Raw genomic sequence first — 18,669 nt, 5'->3', positions numbered from 1 at the left:
AAAACATGTCGAACGACGACAAGCTCAGGGACTACCTCAAGCGCGTGATGGTGGACCTGCGCCAGACCCGCAGGCAGCTGGGTGAGCTGGAGGCGAAGGACACCGAGCCCGTCGCCATCGTCGGTATGGCCTGCCGCTACCCGGGCGGTGTCGCCTCGCCCGAGGACCTGTGGCGGCTTGTCGCCTCGGGCGGCGACGGCATCTCCGGGTTCCCCACCGACCGGGGCTGGGACCTCGGCGCGCTCTACGACCCCGAGCCCGGCCGGACCGGCCGCAGCTATGTGCGCGAGGGCGGATTCCTTCACGACGCCGGGGACTTCGACCCCGCGTTCTTCGGGATCTCGCCGCGCGAGGCCCTCGTCATGGACCCGCAGCAGCGGCTGCTGCTGGAGACCTCGTGGGAGGCGTTCGAACGCGCGGGCATCGATCCCGTCACCGCGCGCGGCACCCGGGCCGGTGTGTTCGTCGGCACCAACGGACAGGACCACGCCTACCTCCAGCGGCCGGGCGACAGCGACATCGAGGCCCACCTCGTCACCGCGAACACCGCCGCCGTGGTCTCCGGCCGCATCTCCTACGCCCTCGGTCTCGAAGGCCCGGCGGTCACCGTCGACACGGCCTGCTCGTCCTCCCTGGTCGCGCTCCACCTGGCCGCGCAGGCGCTGCGCCGGGGCGAGTGCTCGCTCGCCCTGGCGGGCGGTGCCACCGTGATGGCCACCCCGAACACCTTCGTCGCGTTCAGCGCCCAGCGCGGCCTGTCGCCTGACGGCCGCTGCCGCGCGTTCTCCGCCACCGCCGACGGCACGGGCATGTCCGAGGGCGTCGGCGTCCTGCTGCTGGAGCGGCTGTCCGACGCCCGCCGGCTCGGCCATGACGTCCTCGCCGTCATCCGTGGCAGCGCCGTCAACCAGGACGGCGCCTCCAACGGCCTCACCGCCCCGAACGGCCCCTCCCAGGAACGGGTGATCCGGCAGGCGCTGGAGAACGCCCGTCTGACCGCCTCCCAGGTCGACGCGGTCGAGGCGCATGGCACGGCCACCACCCTCGGCGACCCGATCGAGGCGGAGGCGCTGCTTGCCACCTACGGCCAGGAGCACCCGGAGGACCGGCCGCTGTGGCTCGGGTCCGTCAAGTCCAACCTCGGGCACACCCAGGCGGCTTCCGGCGTCGCCGGGGTCATCAAGATGGTCATGGCCATCCGCAACGGCGTGCTGCCGCGGACGCTGCACGTGGACGCGCCGACCGATCAGGTCGACTGGTCGGCGGGCGGGGTACGGCTGCTCACCGAGGCCGTCGACTGGCCCGAGTCCGACCACCCCCGGCGCGCCGCCGTCTCCTCCTTCGGCGTCAGCGGCACCAACGCGCACACGATCATCGAGCAGGCCCCGCCCCTCGAAGCGGAGCCCGCCACCGAACCGGCGGAAGCCCCCGCCGCGGGTGTGCGGCCGTGGGTGCTCTCGGCGAGGACCGAGGCCGCGCTGCGCGCCCAGGCCCAACGCCTGCTCGCCTTCGTGGAGGACCACGGCCGCGGCTGCGCACCGGCCGACATCGGCTTCTCCCTCGCCACGACCCGCACCGCCTGGGACCGCCGGGCGGCGGTCGTCGGCGGGAGTCTGGCAGAACTCACCGAGGGCGTACGGGCCCTGGCGTCCGGCACCCCCTCGGCGACTGTCGTGCAGAACACGGGCCGCCTCGGCGACAGGACCGGGTTCCTCTTCTCCGGCCAGGGCTCCCAGCGGCTCGGCATGGGCCGTGAACTGTACGACGCCTTCCCCGCGTTCGCCGCCGCCTACGACGAGATCCGCGCCCACCTCGACGTCACGCTCGACCTGGACGCCGAGCAGCTGAACCGTACCGGCCACACCCAGCCGGCGCTGTTCGCCCTTGAGGTGGCCCTCTTCCGGCTGCTGGAGTCCTGGGGCGTGCGGCCGGACTACGTGGCCGGTCACTCGGTGGGCGAGATCGCGGCCGCGCATGTGGCCGGGGTGCTGTCGCTCCAGGACGCCGCGAAGCTGGTGTCGGCGCGTGCGGCGCTGATGCAGGCGCTCCCCGAGGGCGGCGCGATGGCCGCCGTCGAGGCGACCGAGGACGAGGTACTGCCGTACCTGACCGGCCGGGTCGGCATCGCGGCGGTCAACGGGCCCCGGTCGACCGTGGTCTCCGGTGCCGAGGACGAAGTCGCCGCGATCGCCGAGGCGTTCGCCGCCCAGGGCCGCAGGACGTCCCGGCTGAAGGTCAGCCACGCGTTCCACTCGCCGCTGATGGACCCGATGCTGGACGAGTTCGCCCGGGCCATCGGGGACCTGACCTTCAACGAGCCCCGGATTCCCGTGGTTTCGAACCTGACCGGCCGACTGGCGGAGCCGTACACCCCGGAGTACTGGGTACGACACGTCCGTGAGGCGGTCCGTTTCGCCGACGGCGTGCACACCCTGCACGAGTTGGGCGTGACCACCTTCGTGGAGATCGGCCCCGGCGGTGTCCTCAGCGGCATGGCGCAGGGCTGTGCGGACGGCATCGTCACCATCCCCGTCCTGCGCGCCGACCGCCCCGAACCCCGGGCCGTCGTCACCGCGCTCGCCGAACTGCACGTGCACGGCGCGTCCCCCGACTGGGGAGCCCTCTTCCCGGGCGCCCGCCGCGTCGACCTGCCCACCTACGCCTTCCAGCAGCAGCGCTACTGGCTGGAGACCCCCGAGGCCGAGACGGCCGCCGTGGACGCGGTCGACGCCGACTTCTGGGCGAGCGTCGAGCGCGAGGACGCCGAGTCCCTCGCCGCGACGCTGGAGCTGAGCCCCGACGAACTGGACGTCGTCGTACCGAAGTTGTCCGCCTGGCGACGCAGGCGGCGCGAGCAGTCCGCCGTGGACGGCTGGCGCTACCACCTGACCTGGCAGCCGCTGAACGGCCTGTCCGCGGGCGATCTCTCGGGCAGCACCTGGCTGTTCGTCGCGAACGAGGGCGACGAGTGGGCCCGGACGGTCCACGCGGCCCTCACCGGACGCGGCGCAAGGCTGATCCCCCTGACCGTGGACGCCACCGCCGACCGCGCCCTCCTGGCGGGTGAGTTGGCCCGGGCCGGATCCTTCGACGGCGTTCTGTCCTTGCTCGCGACCGACGAGACGCCCTCGCCCGCGCACCCCGCGCTCTCCCAGGGCCTCGCCCGGACCGTGGCCCTGGCGCAGGCGCTGGGCGACGCCGGCATCGACGCGCCGCTGTGGTGCGCCACTCGTGGCGCGGCCGCCACCGGCCGTTCCGACGACGCCCCGCTCAGCGCCGTACAGCACCAGGTGTGGGGCCTCGGCCGCACCCTCGCGCTGGAACACCCCCACCGCTGGGGCGGCCTGATCGACCTGCCCGCGACCGTGGACGAACGCGCCGCCGGACGTGTCGCCGCCGTACTCGCCCAGGGAACCGGCACCATGGACGCCCCGGGATCCGGCGCCATGGACGGCGAGGGAACCGGTGCCACGGACGGCCCGGGGGAGCGGGAGGACCAGGTCGCCGTCCGCGCCTCCGGTGTGTTCACCGCCCGGCTCGACCACGCCCGCGGCGGCACCGGCCGGCCGTGGTCGCCGCGCGGCACCGTCCTGGTCACCGGCGGTACCGGCGCCCTCGGCGGGCACATCGCCCGCTGGCTCGCCGCTGCGGGCGCCGAGCACCTGGTGCTCACCAGCCGCCACGGCGCCGACGCCCCCGGCGCGCCCGCGCTCCAGGCCGAACTGGAGGAGCTGGGCGCCCGCGTCACCCTCGCCGCCTGCGACATCGCCGACCGCGACGCGGTGGCGGCCCTGCTCGCCGAACACACCGTCACCGCCGTCTTCCACGCCGCGGGCGTGCCCCAGTTCACCCCCTTCGACGAACTGACACCGGACGACTTCGCCCGCACCCTCGCGGCGAAGGCCCACGGCGCCACCCACCTGGACGAACTGCTCGGCGACCAGGAGCTGGACGCCTTCGTGCTCTTCTCCTCGATCGCCGGCGTGTGGGGCAGCGGCGGCCAGACCGCCTACGCCGCCGCCAACGCCCATCTCGACGGGCTCGCCGCCCGGCGCCGGGCCCGGGGCCTGACCGCCACCGCGATCGCCTGGGGCCCCTGGGCCGACGGCGGCATGGTCACCGACGCCGACGAGGCACACCTGCGCCGCCGCGGCGTCGTCACCCTGCCCGCCGCGCTCGCCGTGACCGCGGTCCAGCGCGCCCTGGACTGCGACGACACCGCGGTCGTCGTGGCCGACATCGACTGGGAACGGTTCATCGGACCGTTCACCCTCGGCCGCCCCAGCGCCCTGCTGTCCGACGTGCCCGAGGTGCGTCGCGCCCGCACCGCGGCGCCTGCCGGCGCCGGGACCGGCGCCGCGTCACTGACGGCCCGGCTCGCCGAACTGCCGCAGGCCGAACGCAGCCGGACCCTGCTCGACCTGGTCCGCGCGCATGTCGCGGCCGTCCTCGGCCACAGCGGCAGCGGTGAGATCGAGCCCGACCGGGCCTTCAAGGACCTCGGCTTCGACTCCCTGACCGCCGTCGAACTCCGCGACAGGATCAACGCGGCGACCGGCCTCGCACTGCCGCCCACCCTGGTCTTCGACCACCCCAGCGCCGGTGCGCTCGCCCGCTTCCTGGAAAGCGAACTCCTCGGCGCGCGGACCGCCGTACCGCAGGAGCGAGGACGGCACCCGGCCGACGACGAGCCCATCGCCATCGTCGCGATGAGCTGCCACCTGCCCGGCGGCGTCGACTCGCCCGAGGCCCTGTGGGACCTGGTGGCGTCCGGCGGCGACGCGATCTCCGGGTTCCCCGAGGACCGCGGCTGGGACGTCGAGGGCCTCTACGACCCCGACCCCGAACGCCCCGGCAAGACCTACGCGCGCGACGGCGGATTCCTCTACGGCGCGACCGGCTTCGACGCGGGCTTCTTCGGGATCTCCCCGCGCGAGGCACTGGCCATGGACCCGCAGCAGCGGCTGCTGCTGGAAACCTCGTGGGAGGCGTTCGAACGCGCCGGGATCACCCCCGGCCGGCTGCGCGGCAGCCGCACCGGCGTCTTCGTCGGCATGGCCTACCAGGGCTACGGAGCCGACGCGCACCGCACGCCCGAAGGCGTCGAGGGACACCGGCTCGTCGGCGGCGCCTCCAGCGTCGTCTCCGGGCGCGTGGCCTACACCTTCGGCCTCGAAGGCCCCGCCGTCACCATCGACACCGCCTGCTCCTCCTCCCTGGTCGCCCTGCACCTGGCCATGCAGTCGCTGCGCGCCGGCGAGTGCACGATGGCCCTGGCCGGCGGTGTCACCGTCATGGCCAGTCCGAACGTCTTCGTGGAGTTCAGCCGCCAGCGCGGACTGTCACCCGACGGCCGCTGCCGGGCCTTCGGCGCGGACGCGGACGGCACCGGCTGGTCCGAGGGCGTGGGTGTGGTGCTCGTGGAGCGCCTGTCCGACGCCGTGCGCAACGGCCATGAGGTTCTCGCGGTGGTCCGGGGGAGCGCGGTCAACCAGGACGGCGCGTCCAACGGTCTGACCGCCCCGAACGGTCCGGCGCAGCAGCGGGTCATCCGGCAGGCCCTCGCCTCCGCCGGTCTCACACCGGCCGACGTGGACGCCGTGGAGGCACACGGTACGGGGACGAAGCTGGGCGACCCGATCGAGGCGCAGGCGCTGCTCGCGACCTACGGACAGGACCGCGAACAGCCGCTCCTGCTCGGCTCGTTGAAGTCCAACATCGGCCACACCCAGGCCGCCGCGGGCGTCGCCGGTGTGATCAAGATGGTCATGGCGATGCGCCACGGCGTCCTGCCCCGGACCCTGCACGCCGACGAGCCGACGCCGCACGTGGACTGGTCGACGGGCGCGGTACGGCTGCTGACCGAGGCCGTCGACTGGCCCGCCTCGGACCGCCCGCGCCGCGCCGCGATCTCGTCCTTCGGGGTCAGCGGCACCAACGCCCACACCATCATCGAACAGGCCCCCGCCGCAGCGGAGTTGCCCCCGACCCCGGACTCCGGCGCACTCGTGCCGTGGATCCTGTCGGGCAAGAGCGAGCCGGCCCTGCGTGCCCAGGCGGCCCGGCTCGCCGGCCACCTCGACGCGACGGACGGCTGGACGGCCCCCGACATCGGCTACTCCCTGGCCACCCGCGAGACCTTCGAGGACCGCGCCGTACTCCTGGCCCAGGACCCCGCCGAACTCCGCCACGCCCTCACCGCCCTCGCAGGCGGCGAACCGGCCCCCAACGTGATATTGGGGCGCGCCCGCTCCGAGGGCAAGGTCGGCTTCCTGTTCTCGGGTCAGGGATCCCAACGCCCGGGTATGGGACGTGAGTTGTACGAGGCGTTCCCCGTGTTCGCCGATGCGTACGACGAGGTGTGCGCGCGTCTGGAGACGCCGTTCGACGTCGACGCCGAGTCGCTGCACCAGACCGGGAACGCCCAACCGGCGCTGTTCGCGGTCGAGGTGGCGCTGTACCGCCTCCTCGAATCGTGGGGTGTGCGCCCGGACTACGTCGCCGGTCACTCGGTCGGCGAGATCGCTGCCGCGCATGTGGCGGGAGTGCTGTCGCTGGACGACGCGGTGAAGCTGGTCTCGGCCCGTGCCGCGCTCATGCAGGCGCTGCCCGGTGGCGGCGCGATGGTCGCCGTACAGGCGACCGAGGAAGAGGTGCTGCCGCATCTGACCGAGCAGGTCGGCGTCGCGGCGGTCAACGGCCCCCGGTCCGTGGTGCTCTCCGGGGCCGAGGGCGCCGTGCTGGAGATCGCGGAGGTCTTCGCCCGGCAGGGCCGCAGGACATCCCGGCTGAAGGTCAGCCACGCGTTCCACTCGCCGCTGATGGACCCGATGCTGGACGAGTTCGCCCGGACCATCGGGGACCTGACCTTCAACGAGCCCCGGATTCCCGTCGTTTCGAACCTGACCGGCCGACTGGCGGAGCCGTACACCCCGGAGTACTGGGTACGACACGTCCGCGAGGCGGTCCGTTTCGCCGACGGCGTGCACACCCTCGACGAGTCGGGTGTGACCACGTTCGTCGAGATCGGCCCCGGCGGTGTCCTCACCGCCCTGACGCAGGGCTGCCTGGACGACACCGCCGCCGTGCCCGTGCTGCGCGGCGACCGTCCCGAACGGCAGGCCGTCGTCGCCGCGCTCGCCGAACTTTACGTGCGCGGCGCGTCCCCCGACTGGCGGGCCCTCCTCCCCGGCGCCCACCGGGTCACCTTGCCCACCTACGCCTTCCAGCACGAGCGCTACTGGCTGGCGGGCGACGAGGACCCGGCCGCCGCCGCCGGCGACCCGGCCGACGCGGCGGACTCCGGGTTCTGGGACAGCGTGGAGCGCGAGGACGCCGAGTCCCTCGCCGCGACCCTCGGCGTGAGCGCGGACGCCTCGCTCAGCGCGCTTCTGCCCCGGCTGTCCGCGTGGCGCCGGCAGCGCCGCGAGCGGTCCGTGGTCGACGGCTGGCGCTACCGCGTCACCTGGAAGCCGCTCGGCGCGCTCCCGCAGCCCGGTGTGACCGGCGCCTGGCTGCTCGTGGTGGCCGAGGAGAACGAGTGGACCGCCTCGGTCCGCGGCGCGCTCACCGGGCGCGGCCCGGCACCGGTCACGCTCGTCGCCGGCCCCGGCACCGACCGCCGCACACTGGCCCGCGAACTGGCCGACATCGGCCCGGTGACCGGCGTACTCTCCCTGCTCGCCGATGCCGACGCCGATACCAACGCCGACTCTGACTCCGATACCGAGACCGCCCCGGCCGGGCCGCCCGGTCTGTCGTACGGCCTCGCCGCGACCCTCTGCCTGACGCAGGCGCTCGGCGACGCGGGCATCGATGCCCCGCTGTGGTGCGCCACGCGCGGCGCGGTGGCCACCGGACGCTCCGACCGCGTCGACCGCCCGCTCCAGTCCCAGGTGTGGGGCTTCGGCCGGGCCGCCGCGCTCGAACACCCGCGACGCTGGGGCGGGTTGATCGACCTGCCGGACCTGCTGGACGCCCGTACGGCGGCCCGCCTCACCGCCGTCCTCGGCCAGCGGGCCGAGGACCAGGTGGCGGTCCGCGCCTCCGGTGTCTACGGGCGCCGGCTCGTCCGGGCCACCCGCACCACCCACCCCGCACCGGAGTGGTCGCCGCGCGGCACCGTGCTGATCACGGGTGGCACCGGCGCGCTGGGCGGCCATGTGGCCCGCTGGCTCGCCGGTGCGGGCGCCGAGCACCTGGTGCTGACCAGCCGTCGCGGCCTCGACGCCCCCGGTGCCGCCGCGCTGCAGGCGGAGCTGGAGGAGACGGGCGTACGCGTGACCGTCGTCGCCTGCGACATGGCCGACCGCGAGGCGCTGGCCGCGCTGCTCGCCGAGCACCCGGTGACCGCCGTCGTGCACGCCGCGGGCGTCGGCGACCACGCCATGATCGAGGACAGCGACCCGGCCGGGTTCGCCCGTACGGTGTCCGCGAAGGCCGCGGGCGCCACCCACCTGGACGAACTGCTGGCCGACGAGGAACTCGACGCGTTCGTCATGTTCTCCTCGGGCGCCGGCATCTGGGGCGGCGCCAGCCAGGCCGCCTACGCGGCGGCCAACGCCTACCTGGACGCCCTCGCCGAACACCGGCGGGCACGCGGACGCACCGCGCTCGCCGTCTCCTGGGGCGGCTGGGCCGAGGGCGGCATGGCCGGGGTCGGCGACGGCGAGGAGATGCTGCGCCGACGCGGCCTGCCGCCGATGCGCCCCGCCCTCGCCCTCTCCGCGCTCCAGCAGGCGCTGGCCGACGACGAGACCACCCTCACCGTCGCGGACTTCGACTGGCAGCGGTTCATCGGCCCCTTCACCGTCACCCGGCCCAGCGCCCTGTTCTCCGACGTCCCCGAGGCGGCCCGCGCCCTGGACGCCCCGGCCGCCGGTGGCGCCGACACGGGCAACGCGCTCGCCGCACGGCTGGCCGGGCTGCCGGCGGCCGAGCGGGACCGCACCCTGGTGGACCTCGTCCGGGGCCACGCCGCCGCCGTGCTCGGCCACGACGGCAGCGCGGCCGTGGCACCGGACCGGGCGTTCAACGACCTCGGCTTCGACTCCCTCACCGCCGTCGACCTGCGCAACAAGCTCACGGCCGACACCGGTCTGAAACTGCCCACCACCCTGGTCTTCGACTACCCCAACGCCACCACCCTGGCCCAGTTCCTGCGCACCGAACTGCTCGGCGCGCAGGACACCGCCCGGCCCGAGGGGCGCACCGCCGCCGACGGCGACGAACCGATCGCCATCGTGGCCATGAGCTGCCGCCTCCCCGGCGGAGTCGGCTCACCCGAGGACCTGTGGCGGCTCGTGACGTCCGGCGGCGACGCCATCTCCGGGTTCCCCGAGGACCGCGGCTGGGACGTCGAGGGCCTCTACGACCCCGACCCGGGCACCCCGGGCAGGACGTACGCGCGCGACGGCGGATTCCTCTACGACGCGGGCGACTTCGACGCCGCGCTGTTCGGGGTCTCACCGCGCGAGGCGCTCGCCATGGACCCCCAGCAGCGCCTGCTCCTGGAGACCACCTGGGAGGCGTTCGAGCGCGCCGGAATCGACCCGGCCGCCATGAAGGGCAGCCGCACCGGTGTGTTCGTCGGCATGTCCTACCAGGGGTACGGCGCCGGCCTCCCGGAGGTCCCCGAGGGCGTCGAGGGCCACCTGCTCACCGGCAGCGCCGCCAGCGTCGTCTCCGGGCGCGTGGCCTACACCTTCGGTCTGGAGGGCCCGGCCGTCACCGTCGACACGGCGTGCTCCTCGTCGCTGGTCGCCCTGCACCTCGCCATCCAGTCGCTGCGCGGCGGCGAGAGCACGATGGCCGTCGCGGGCGGGGTCAACGTCATGGCCGTACCGGCCGCGTTCGTGGAGTTCAGCCGCCAGCGCGGGCTGGCCGCCGACGGCCGCTGCAAGGCGTTCGGGGCCGGGGCGGACGGCACCGGCTGGGCGGAGGGCGTGGGTGTGGTGCTCGTGGAGCGCCTGTCCGACGCCGTGCGCAACGGCCATGAGGTTCTCGCGGTGGTCCGGGGGAGCGCGGTCAACCAGGACGGCGCGTCCAACGGTCTGACCGCCCCGAACGGTCCGGCGCAGCAGCGGGTCATCCGGCAGGCCCTCGCCTCCGCCGGTCTCACACCGGCCGACGTGGACGCCGTGGAGGCACACGGTACGGGGACGAAGCTGGGCGACCCGATCGAGGCGCAGGCGCTGCTCGCGACCTACGGACAGGACCGCGAACGGCCTCTCCTGCTCGGCTCGTTGAAGTCCAACATCGGCCACGCCCAGGCGGCGTCCGGCGTGGCCGGCGTCATCAAGATGGTCATGGCGATGCGCCATGGCGTCCTGCCCCGGACCCTGCACGCCGACGAGCCGACGCCGCATGTGGACTGGTCGGCGGGCGCGGTACGGCTGTTGACGGAGCCCGTGGACTGGCCGGAGGCGGACCGCCCGCGCCGGGCCGCGATCTCGTCCTTCGGGGTCAGCGGCACCAACGCCCACACCATCATCGAACAGGCGCCGACGGCCGAACCGGCCCCCGTCGCACCGGTCGAGGTCACCTCCCCGACCGTGCCGTGGGTACTGTCCGGCAAGACCGAGGCCGCGCTGCGCGCCCAGGCCGAACGCCTGCTCGCCCTCGCCGCCGACGGCGCCGGACCCTCCCTCACCGACACCGCGTTCTCGCTGGCCACCACGCGAGCCGCCCTGGAGCACCGCGCCGCCGTGGTCGGCGCCGACCACGACCGGATCACCGAGGGCCTGCGGGCCCTGGCCTGCGGAGCGCCCGCCCCCGGCGTCGCCCTCGGCCGCGCCGACACCGGCCAGGTCGGATTCCTGTTCTCCGGCCAGGGCTCCCAGCGCGTCGGCATGGGACGGGAACTGTACGACGCCTTCCCGGTCTTCGCGGCGGCCTACGACGAGGCGTGCGCCCACCTCGACCGGCATCTCGACCGGCCGCTGCGGGAGGTGGCCTTCGGCGAGAACGGCCACGACGACGGCGCGGACCTGAACCGCACCGCCTTCACCCAGCCCGCCCTGTTCGCCCACGAGATCGCCGTCCACCGCCTGCTGGAGTCCTGGGGCGTACGACCGGACTACCTGGCCGGACACTCCGTGGGCGAGATCGCGGCGGCGCACGTCGCCGGGGCCCTCTCACTGGAGGACGCCGCCACCCTGGTGACCGCCCGTGCCGCGCTCATGCAGGCCCTGCCCGCCGGCGGCGCGATGATCGCCGTACAGGCCACCGAGGACGAGGTACGACCGCACCTCACCGACGGCACCGACATCGCGGCGGTCAACGGCCCGGAGTCCGTCGTGGTCTCCGGAACCAAGGACGCCGTGACGGCCGTCGCGGACCTCTTCGCCCGCCAGGGCCGCAAGACGAACCGGCTCACGGTGAGCCACGCCTTCCACTCGCCGCTGATGGACCCCGTGCTGGCGGACTTCACCCGCGTCGTCAGCGGTCTGCGCTTCGAGACGCCCCGGACACCGGTCGTCTCGAACCTCACCGGCGAACTCGTCGACACGTACACCCCGGACTACTGGGTCCGGCACGTCCGCGAGGCCGTGCGCTTCGCGGACGGCGTCCGCACCCTGGGCGAGCTGGGCGTGACCACGTTCGTGGAGACCGGCCCCGGCGGGGTGCTGAGCGCCATGACCCAGGGCTGCCTGGACGACGCGGTCACCGTGCCCTCCACACGGTCCGGGAGCGCCGAGCCCGAGGCGATCACCGGCGCCGTCGCGCGGCTGCACGTGCTCGGCGTCCCCGTCGACTGGGCGGCGTTCTTCGCCGGGCGCGGCGCCCGGCGCGCCGAACTGCCCACCTACGCCTTCCAGCACCAGCGGTACTGGCTCCGCACCACCGCGCCCACGGCCACCGCCGCGCCGACCGACGCCGTGGAGGCCGGGTTCTGGGAGACCGTGGAGCGCGAGGACGCCCAGTCCCTCGCCGCCACCCTCGACCTGCCCGCCGAACAGCTGGACGCGGTGCTGCCCCGGCTGTCCGCGTGGCGCCGGCAGCGGCGCCGGGAGTCGGCCGTGGAGGGCTGGTCCTACGACACGAGCTGGAAACCGCTCAGCGGTCTGCGGACACATGAACTGCCGGGCGACTGGCTGTTCTTGACCACCGCCGAGACCCGGTCGGACGAGGCCCCGTCCGGCGGGTCCTCGTCGGGCGCGGAGGGTCCGTGGCCCGGCGAAGACGCGTCGGCCGCAGCCGAGCCGACCGCCGCCGAGTGGGCGTCCGCCGTCGCCGACGGGCTCACCGCCCGAGGTGCCCGGCTGATCCGGGTGACGGTCGACCCCGCCGCCGACCGGGACGCACTGCTGCGCCAACTCGGCGATGTCGTCGGTGAGTTCCCGGTCGACGGGGTGATCTCCCTCCTCGGCGCCGACGAGCGGCCGCACACCGCGCACCCGGCCCTCTCCGTCGGCACCGCGCTGACCCTCGCGCTCGTCCAGGCCCTGGGCGACGCCGGGATCGGCGCCCCGCTGTGGGCGCTGACCAGGTCCGCCATGTCCACCGGCCGCGCCGACCCGGTGCCGAGCGCATCCCAGCACGCCGTCTGGGGGCTGGGCCGGGTCGCCGCGCTGGAGCACGCGCGGCGCTGGGGCGGCCTGATCGACCTCCCGGACACGATCGACGACCGGGTCACCGGCCGTCTCGCCGCGACCCTCACCCAGTCCGCCGAGGACCAGGTCGCCATCCGCGCCCGAGGCGTCTTCGGCCGCAGGCTCACCCAGAGCCGCAGGCTCCCCCAGGCCACCGCCCGCCGCGACACCGGCGCCGCCCACGGGTGGTCGCCGCGCGGCACCGTGCTGATCACGGGCGGTACGGGTGCGCTGGGCGGGCATGTGGCCCGGTGGCTCGCCGGTGCGGGTGCGGAACACCTGGTGCTGACCAGCCGTCGTGGTCTCGGCGCGCCCGGTGCCGCCGCCCTGCAAGCGGAGTTGGCGGAGTCGGGCGTACGGGTGACGGTCGCCGCGTGTGACGTCGCCGACCGCGAGGCGCTGGCCGCGCTGCTCGCCGAGCACCCGGTGAACGCCGTCGTCCACACGGCGGGCGTGGATCACCTGGACCCGCTGGAGACCATGACGCCGGACGCCTTCGCCGACGTACTCTCCGCGAAGGCGGCGGGCGCCCTGCACCTCGACGCGCTCCTCGACGGCCGGCCGCTGGACGCCTTCGTCCTCTTCTCCTCCATCGCCGGTGTGTGGGGCAGCGGCCACCAGGCCGCCTACGCGGCGGCCAACGCCCTGCTCGACGGACTCGCCGAACACCGCCGTGCCCGGGGACTGCCGGCGACCGCCGTGGCCTGGGGCCCGTGGGCGGGCGGCGGCATGGCCGAGGGCGACGGCGCGGACGAACGGCTGCGCAGGCGCGGCCTGCTCCCGATGCCCGCCCCGCTCGCCGTGGCCGCACTCGGACGGGCACTGGAATCCGGCGCGGCGACCACCACGGTGGCCGACATCGACTGGGACCGGTTCCTGCCCCCGTTCACCATGAGCCGCCCGAGCGCCCTGCTCGGCGACCTCCCGCAGGCCGAGCGCATCCGCACCGCGGACAACACCCCGGACGAGCCCGGCGCGGCCACCGCCTCGCCCCTGGCCGACCGCCTCACCAAGGTGCCCGAGGCCGAACAGCACACCCTGCTGGTCGACCTCGTCCGCACCCACGCGGCTGCCGTCCTCGGCCACAGCGGCATCGGTGAGGTGGAGGCCGACCGGGCCTTCAAGGATCTCGGCTTCGACTCCCTGACCGCCGTCGAACTGCGCAACAGGCTCAACGCCGAGACCGGCCTCAACCTGCCCGCCACACTGGTCTTCGACCACCCCAACGCCCAAGCGCTCGCACGCCAGTTGCGCACCGAGATCACCGGCCGCACCCCATCGGCCGTAGACGAAGCGACCCTCGCGACCGCCCCCGACGACGAACCCATCGCGATCGTCGGCATGGCCTGCCGCTACCCGGGCGGGGTGCGTTCGCCCGAGGACCTGTGGCGGCTGGTGGCCTCCGGTGGTGACGCGGTCGGCGAGTTCCCCGGGGACCGTGGCTGGGACGTCGACGGTATATACGACCCGGACCCGCAGGCGGCCGGGAAGACGTACGCGCGCCACGGTGGATTCCTGTACGACGCGGGGGAGTTCGACCCCGGGTTCTTCGGGATCTCTCCGCGTGAGGCGGTGGCGATGGATCCGCAGCAGCGGCTGCTGCTGGAGACGACGTGGGAGACGTTCGAGCGGGCCGGTATCGACGCGGAGTCGGTGCGCGGCAGCCGTACCGGAGTGTTCGTCGGCTCCGGTTACCAGGACTACGCCGCCACGGCCTTCCACGCGATCGACGACTCCGAGGGCTTCTTCGGCACGGGCAACTCGGCCAGCATCATGTCCGGCCGTATCGCCTACACCCTCGGCCTGGAAGGGCCGGCCGTCACCGTCGACACGGCCTGCTCCTCCTCGCTGGTCGCCCTGCACTGGGCGGTCCAGGCGCTGCGCGGCGGCGAGTGCTCCATGGCACTGGCCGGCGGTGTGATGGTCATGTCCACCCCGCGCGCCTTCGTGGAGTTCAGCCGGCAGCGCGGGCTGTCACCCGACGGCCGCTGCAAGGCGTTCGGGGCCGGGGCGGACGGCACCGGCTGGGCCGAGGGCGTCGGGATGCTGCTGGTGGAGCGGCTGTCCGACGCCCGCCGCAACGGGCACCAGGTGCTGGCCGTCGTCCGGGGGAGCGCGGTCAACCAGGACGGCGCCTCCAACGGCCTGACCGCGCCCAACGGCCCCGCGCAGCAGCGTGTCATCCGCCAGGCGCTCACCTCCGCCGGGCTCACCTCCGCCGACATCGACGCGGTCGAGGCGCACGGTACGGGCACCACGCTCGGCGACCCGATCGAGGCGCAGGCGCTCCTCGCCACCTACGGCCGCGAGCGCCCGGAGGGCCGGCCGCTGTGGCTGGGCTCGCTGAAGTCCAACATCGGCCACGCGCAGGCCGCCGCGGGTGTCGGCGGCATCATCAAGATGGTCATGGCGATGCGCCACGGTGTCCTGCCCCGGACCCTGCACGCCGACGAGCCGACGCCGCATGTGGACTGGTCGGCGGGTGCGGTACGGCTGTTGACGGAGCCCGTGGACTGGCCGGAGGCGGACCGCCCGCGCCGGGCCGCGATCTCGTCCTTCGGCGTCAGCGGCACCAACGCCCACACCATCATCGAACAGGCCCCGCCCGCCGAGGCCGAGGAGTCGATTTCCGCCTCGGGCCTCCTGCCCTGGGTGCTCTCCGCCAAGAGCGCCGCCGCGCTGCGCGACCAGGCGCGACGGCTGCTGGCCCAGGTACGGGACGACACCTCACCGGCCGACGTCGGCTTCTCCCTGGCCACCACCCGCACCGCCCTGCGCCACCGGGCGGCCGTCATCGGCGAGACCGGCGCCGAACTCCGCCACGAACTGGGCCTTTTGGCCGCCGGTACGCCGTCCCCGGGAGTCGTCCAGGGCCGGCCGGGAGGCAAGGTCGGCTTCCTGTTCTCGGGCCAGGGCTCGCAACGCCTCGGTATGGGGCGCGAGTTGTACGAGGCGTTCCCCGTGTTCGCCGATGCGTACGACGCGGTGTGCGCGCGTCTGGAGACGCCGTTCGACATCGACGCCGAGTCCCTGCACCAGACGGGATGCACACAACCGGCATTGTTCGCGGTCGAGGTGGCGTTGTTCCGCCTGCTGGAGTCGTGGGGTGTGCGCCCGGACTACGTCGCCGGTCACTCGGTCGGCGAGATCGCTGCCGCGCATGTGGCCGGGGTGCTGTCGCTGGACGACGCGGTGAAGCTGGTGTCGGCGCGTGCCGCGCTGATGCAGGCGTTGCCGGGTGGCGGCGCGATGGTCGCCGTACAGGCCACCGAGGACGAGGTGCTGCCGCATCTGACCGATGGCGTCGGCATCGCGGCGATCAACGGACCTCGGTCGGTCGTGGTTTCCGGTACCGAGGACGCGGTCCTCACGGTCGCCGAGGCGTTCGCCGCTCAGGGCCGTAAGACCTCCCGGCTGAAGGTCAGCCACGCGTTCCACTCGCCACTGATGGAGCCGATGCTGGACGAGTTCGCGCAGGCCGTCCACGGCCTGACCTTCAACGAGCCGCGCGTCCCGGTGGTTTCGAACCTGACCGGACGACTGGCCGAGCCCTACACCGCGGAGTACTGGGTACGACACGTCCGTGAGGCGGTGCGCTTCGCCGACGGTGTCCGGACACTCCACGACCTGGGTGTCACCACGTTCGTGGAGGTCGGTCCGGGCGGTGTCCTGAGCGGTATGGCGCAGGGCTGCCTGGACGAGGCCGTGACCGTGCCGGTGCTGCGCGGCGAGCGTTCCGAGCGGCGGGCGCTCGTGACCGCGCTGGCCCAACTGCACACGTACGGCGTGGCGGTGGACTGGAGTGTGTTCTTCGCGGGTGCGCGGAAGATTGATCTGCCGACGTACGCGTTCCAGCACGAGCGGTACTGGGTCGAAGCACCGGAAGCCGTGGCCGATGCGGTGGTGGACCCGGTGGACGCCGAGTTCTGGGACACGGTGGAACGCGAGGATCTGCGAGCCCTCGCCGACACCCTGGACATCGACGCGGCCGACACCTTCGGGGACGTACTGCCGAGGCTGTCGTCATGGCGGCGGCAGCGCAAGGAACAGTCCGCCGTGGACAGTTGGCGCTACGGCATCACCTGGAAGGCGATACCGGACCCCGCCCCGCAAAGCCCTGCCCACAACGGCGGTGTATGGCTGGTTCCGGTGAGCGCCGCGCACCTCGGCGACGACTGGGTCACCGCCTGCCTGCGCGGGCTGGCCGAACGGGGCCTGACCACGCTGCCGGTCCCGGTCGAGCCGGCCACGGACCGGGCGGCCCTGACCGCTCAACTCGCTGCGGTCGTCGGCGAGGAGACCGTGGCGGGCGTCCTGTCGCTGCTCGCCGTCGACGGCGAGGCCGCCCCGGTGGCCGCCGCCCTGACCGTCGGTGTCGCGCTGTCCGTCCTGCTCGTCCAGGCCCTGGGCGACGCCGGGATCGGTGCCCCGCTGTGGTGCGTGACCCGCAACGCGGTGGGCGTGAGCCCCGCCGAGACGGTGGCGGACCCCCACCAGTCCCAGATCTGGGGGCTCGGCCGGGTGGCGGCGCTGGAGCACGCGGAGCGCTGGGGCGGTCTCGTGGACCTTCCCGGCACGGTCGACGACCGGATCGCGGGCCGACTCGTCGCGGTCCTCGGACAGTCGGCCGAGGACCAGGTCGCGATCCGTGAGCGTGGGGTGTTCGCACGGCGCCTGTCGCGGCTGCCCGCGGCGCGGAGCGAGCGTTCGTGGTCGCCGCGCGGCACGGTGCTGATCACGGGCGGTACGGGTGCGCTGGGCGGGCATGTGGCCCGGTGGCTCGCCGGTGCGGGTGCGGAACACCTGGTGCTGACCAGCCGTCGTGGTCTCGACGCGCCCGGTGCCGCCGCCCTGCAAGCGGAGTTGGCGGAGTCGGGCGTACGGGTGACGGTCGCCGCGTGTGACGTCGCCGACCGCGAGGCGCTGGCCGCGCTGCTCGCCGAGCACCCCGTCGACGCCGTGGTCCACGCGGCCGGCACCGCCGAGGCGGGCATGCTCGCCGAGACGAGCCTCGACGACTTCGCGGCGACGGTCGCCGCGAAGGCCCTCGGCGCCCTGCACCTCCACGAGCTGCTCGGCGAACGGGAGCTGGACGCCTTCGTGCTCTTCTCCTCCATCTCCGGCGTGTGGGGAGGCGGCGGCCAGGCCGCGTACTCGGCCGCCAACGCCTTCCTCGACGGCCTGGCGCAGCACCGGCGGTCCCTGGGCCGCACCGCGACCGCCATCGCCTGGGGCCCCTGGGCCGAGGGCGGCATGGTCGCCGACGCCGGGGACGAGGAACGGCTGCGCCGGCGCGGCCTGACCACCCTGCGGCCGGACCGGGCGATCGCCGCGCTGCACGGCGCGCTGAGCGGCACGGACGGCACGGTCACCGTGGCCGACGTGGACTGGGCGCGGTTCGTCGTCCCGTTCACCGTCAGCAGGCCCAGCGCGCTCCTGGGCGACCTGCCCGAGGTCCGAAACGCCCTCGCGGAGCGGCGTCCGCCCACCGGGCAGGGCGCGGAGCCGTCCGCGCTGCGGGAGAAGCTGGCCACTCTGTCCGAGGACGAGCGGCGACGCCTGCTCGTGGACACGGTGTGCGCGCACGCGGCGGCCGTACTCGGCCACAGCGGCGCCACGGCGGTGGAACCGGACCTGGCCTTCCGGGACCTCGGCTTCGACTCCCTGACCGCGGTGGAGCTGCGCAACCTGCTCACCGCCGACACCGGTCTCACCCTCCCCGCGACCCTGGTCTTCGACCACCCGACCCCCGAGGCGATCGCCCGCCACCTGGATGGCGAACTCACCGGCGGGACAAGCCCGGACGAGGTCTCGGTCTTCGGCGAACTCGACCGGCTGGAGTCGGTGATCGGAACGGCCGCCACCGCGGAGGAGACGGTCCGCTCGGGGGTGCGCAGGCGGCTCCAGGAGCTGCTGGCCCTGGTGAACTCCGCCGGCGAACAGCACACCGGATCGGCCGACGCACAGCGGCAGCTCCAGGACGCGACGGTCGACGACATCTTCGATCTGATCGATCAAGATCTAGAAAATTCCTAGTTCTTGGCGCCCTACCTTTGACGACAGCCGAGGACGGATG

The 18,669-nt window shown here is 74.2% G+C and carries 1 protein-coding gene; it reads left to right on the top strand.

The annotated features are described in order from the left end of the window. Positions 1-5: 5 nt before the first annotated feature. On the top strand, positions 6-18,629 hold the full coding sequence (locus QHG49_RS00930) for a type I polyketide synthase (RefSeq protein WP_301486854.1): 18,624 nt from the start codon (positions 6-8) through the stop codon (positions 18,627-18,629). Positions 18,630-18,669 lie beyond the last annotated feature (40 nt).

This window comes from Streptomyces sp. WP-1 (assembly GCF_030450125.1).
Lineage (GTDB): Bacteria > Actinomycetota > Actinomycetes > Streptomycetales > Streptomycetaceae > Streptomyces > Streptomyces incarnatus.
Note: the sequence above shows the minus strand (reverse complement) of the source record. Positions and strands in the feature narration are given on the sequence as shown.

Excerpts from the sequence above, each read along its gene's own strand:
- QHG49_RS00930 (WP_301486854.1), top strand. The coding sequence starts at position 6 with ATGTCGAACGACGACAAGCTCAGGGACTACCTCAAGCGCGTGATGGTG.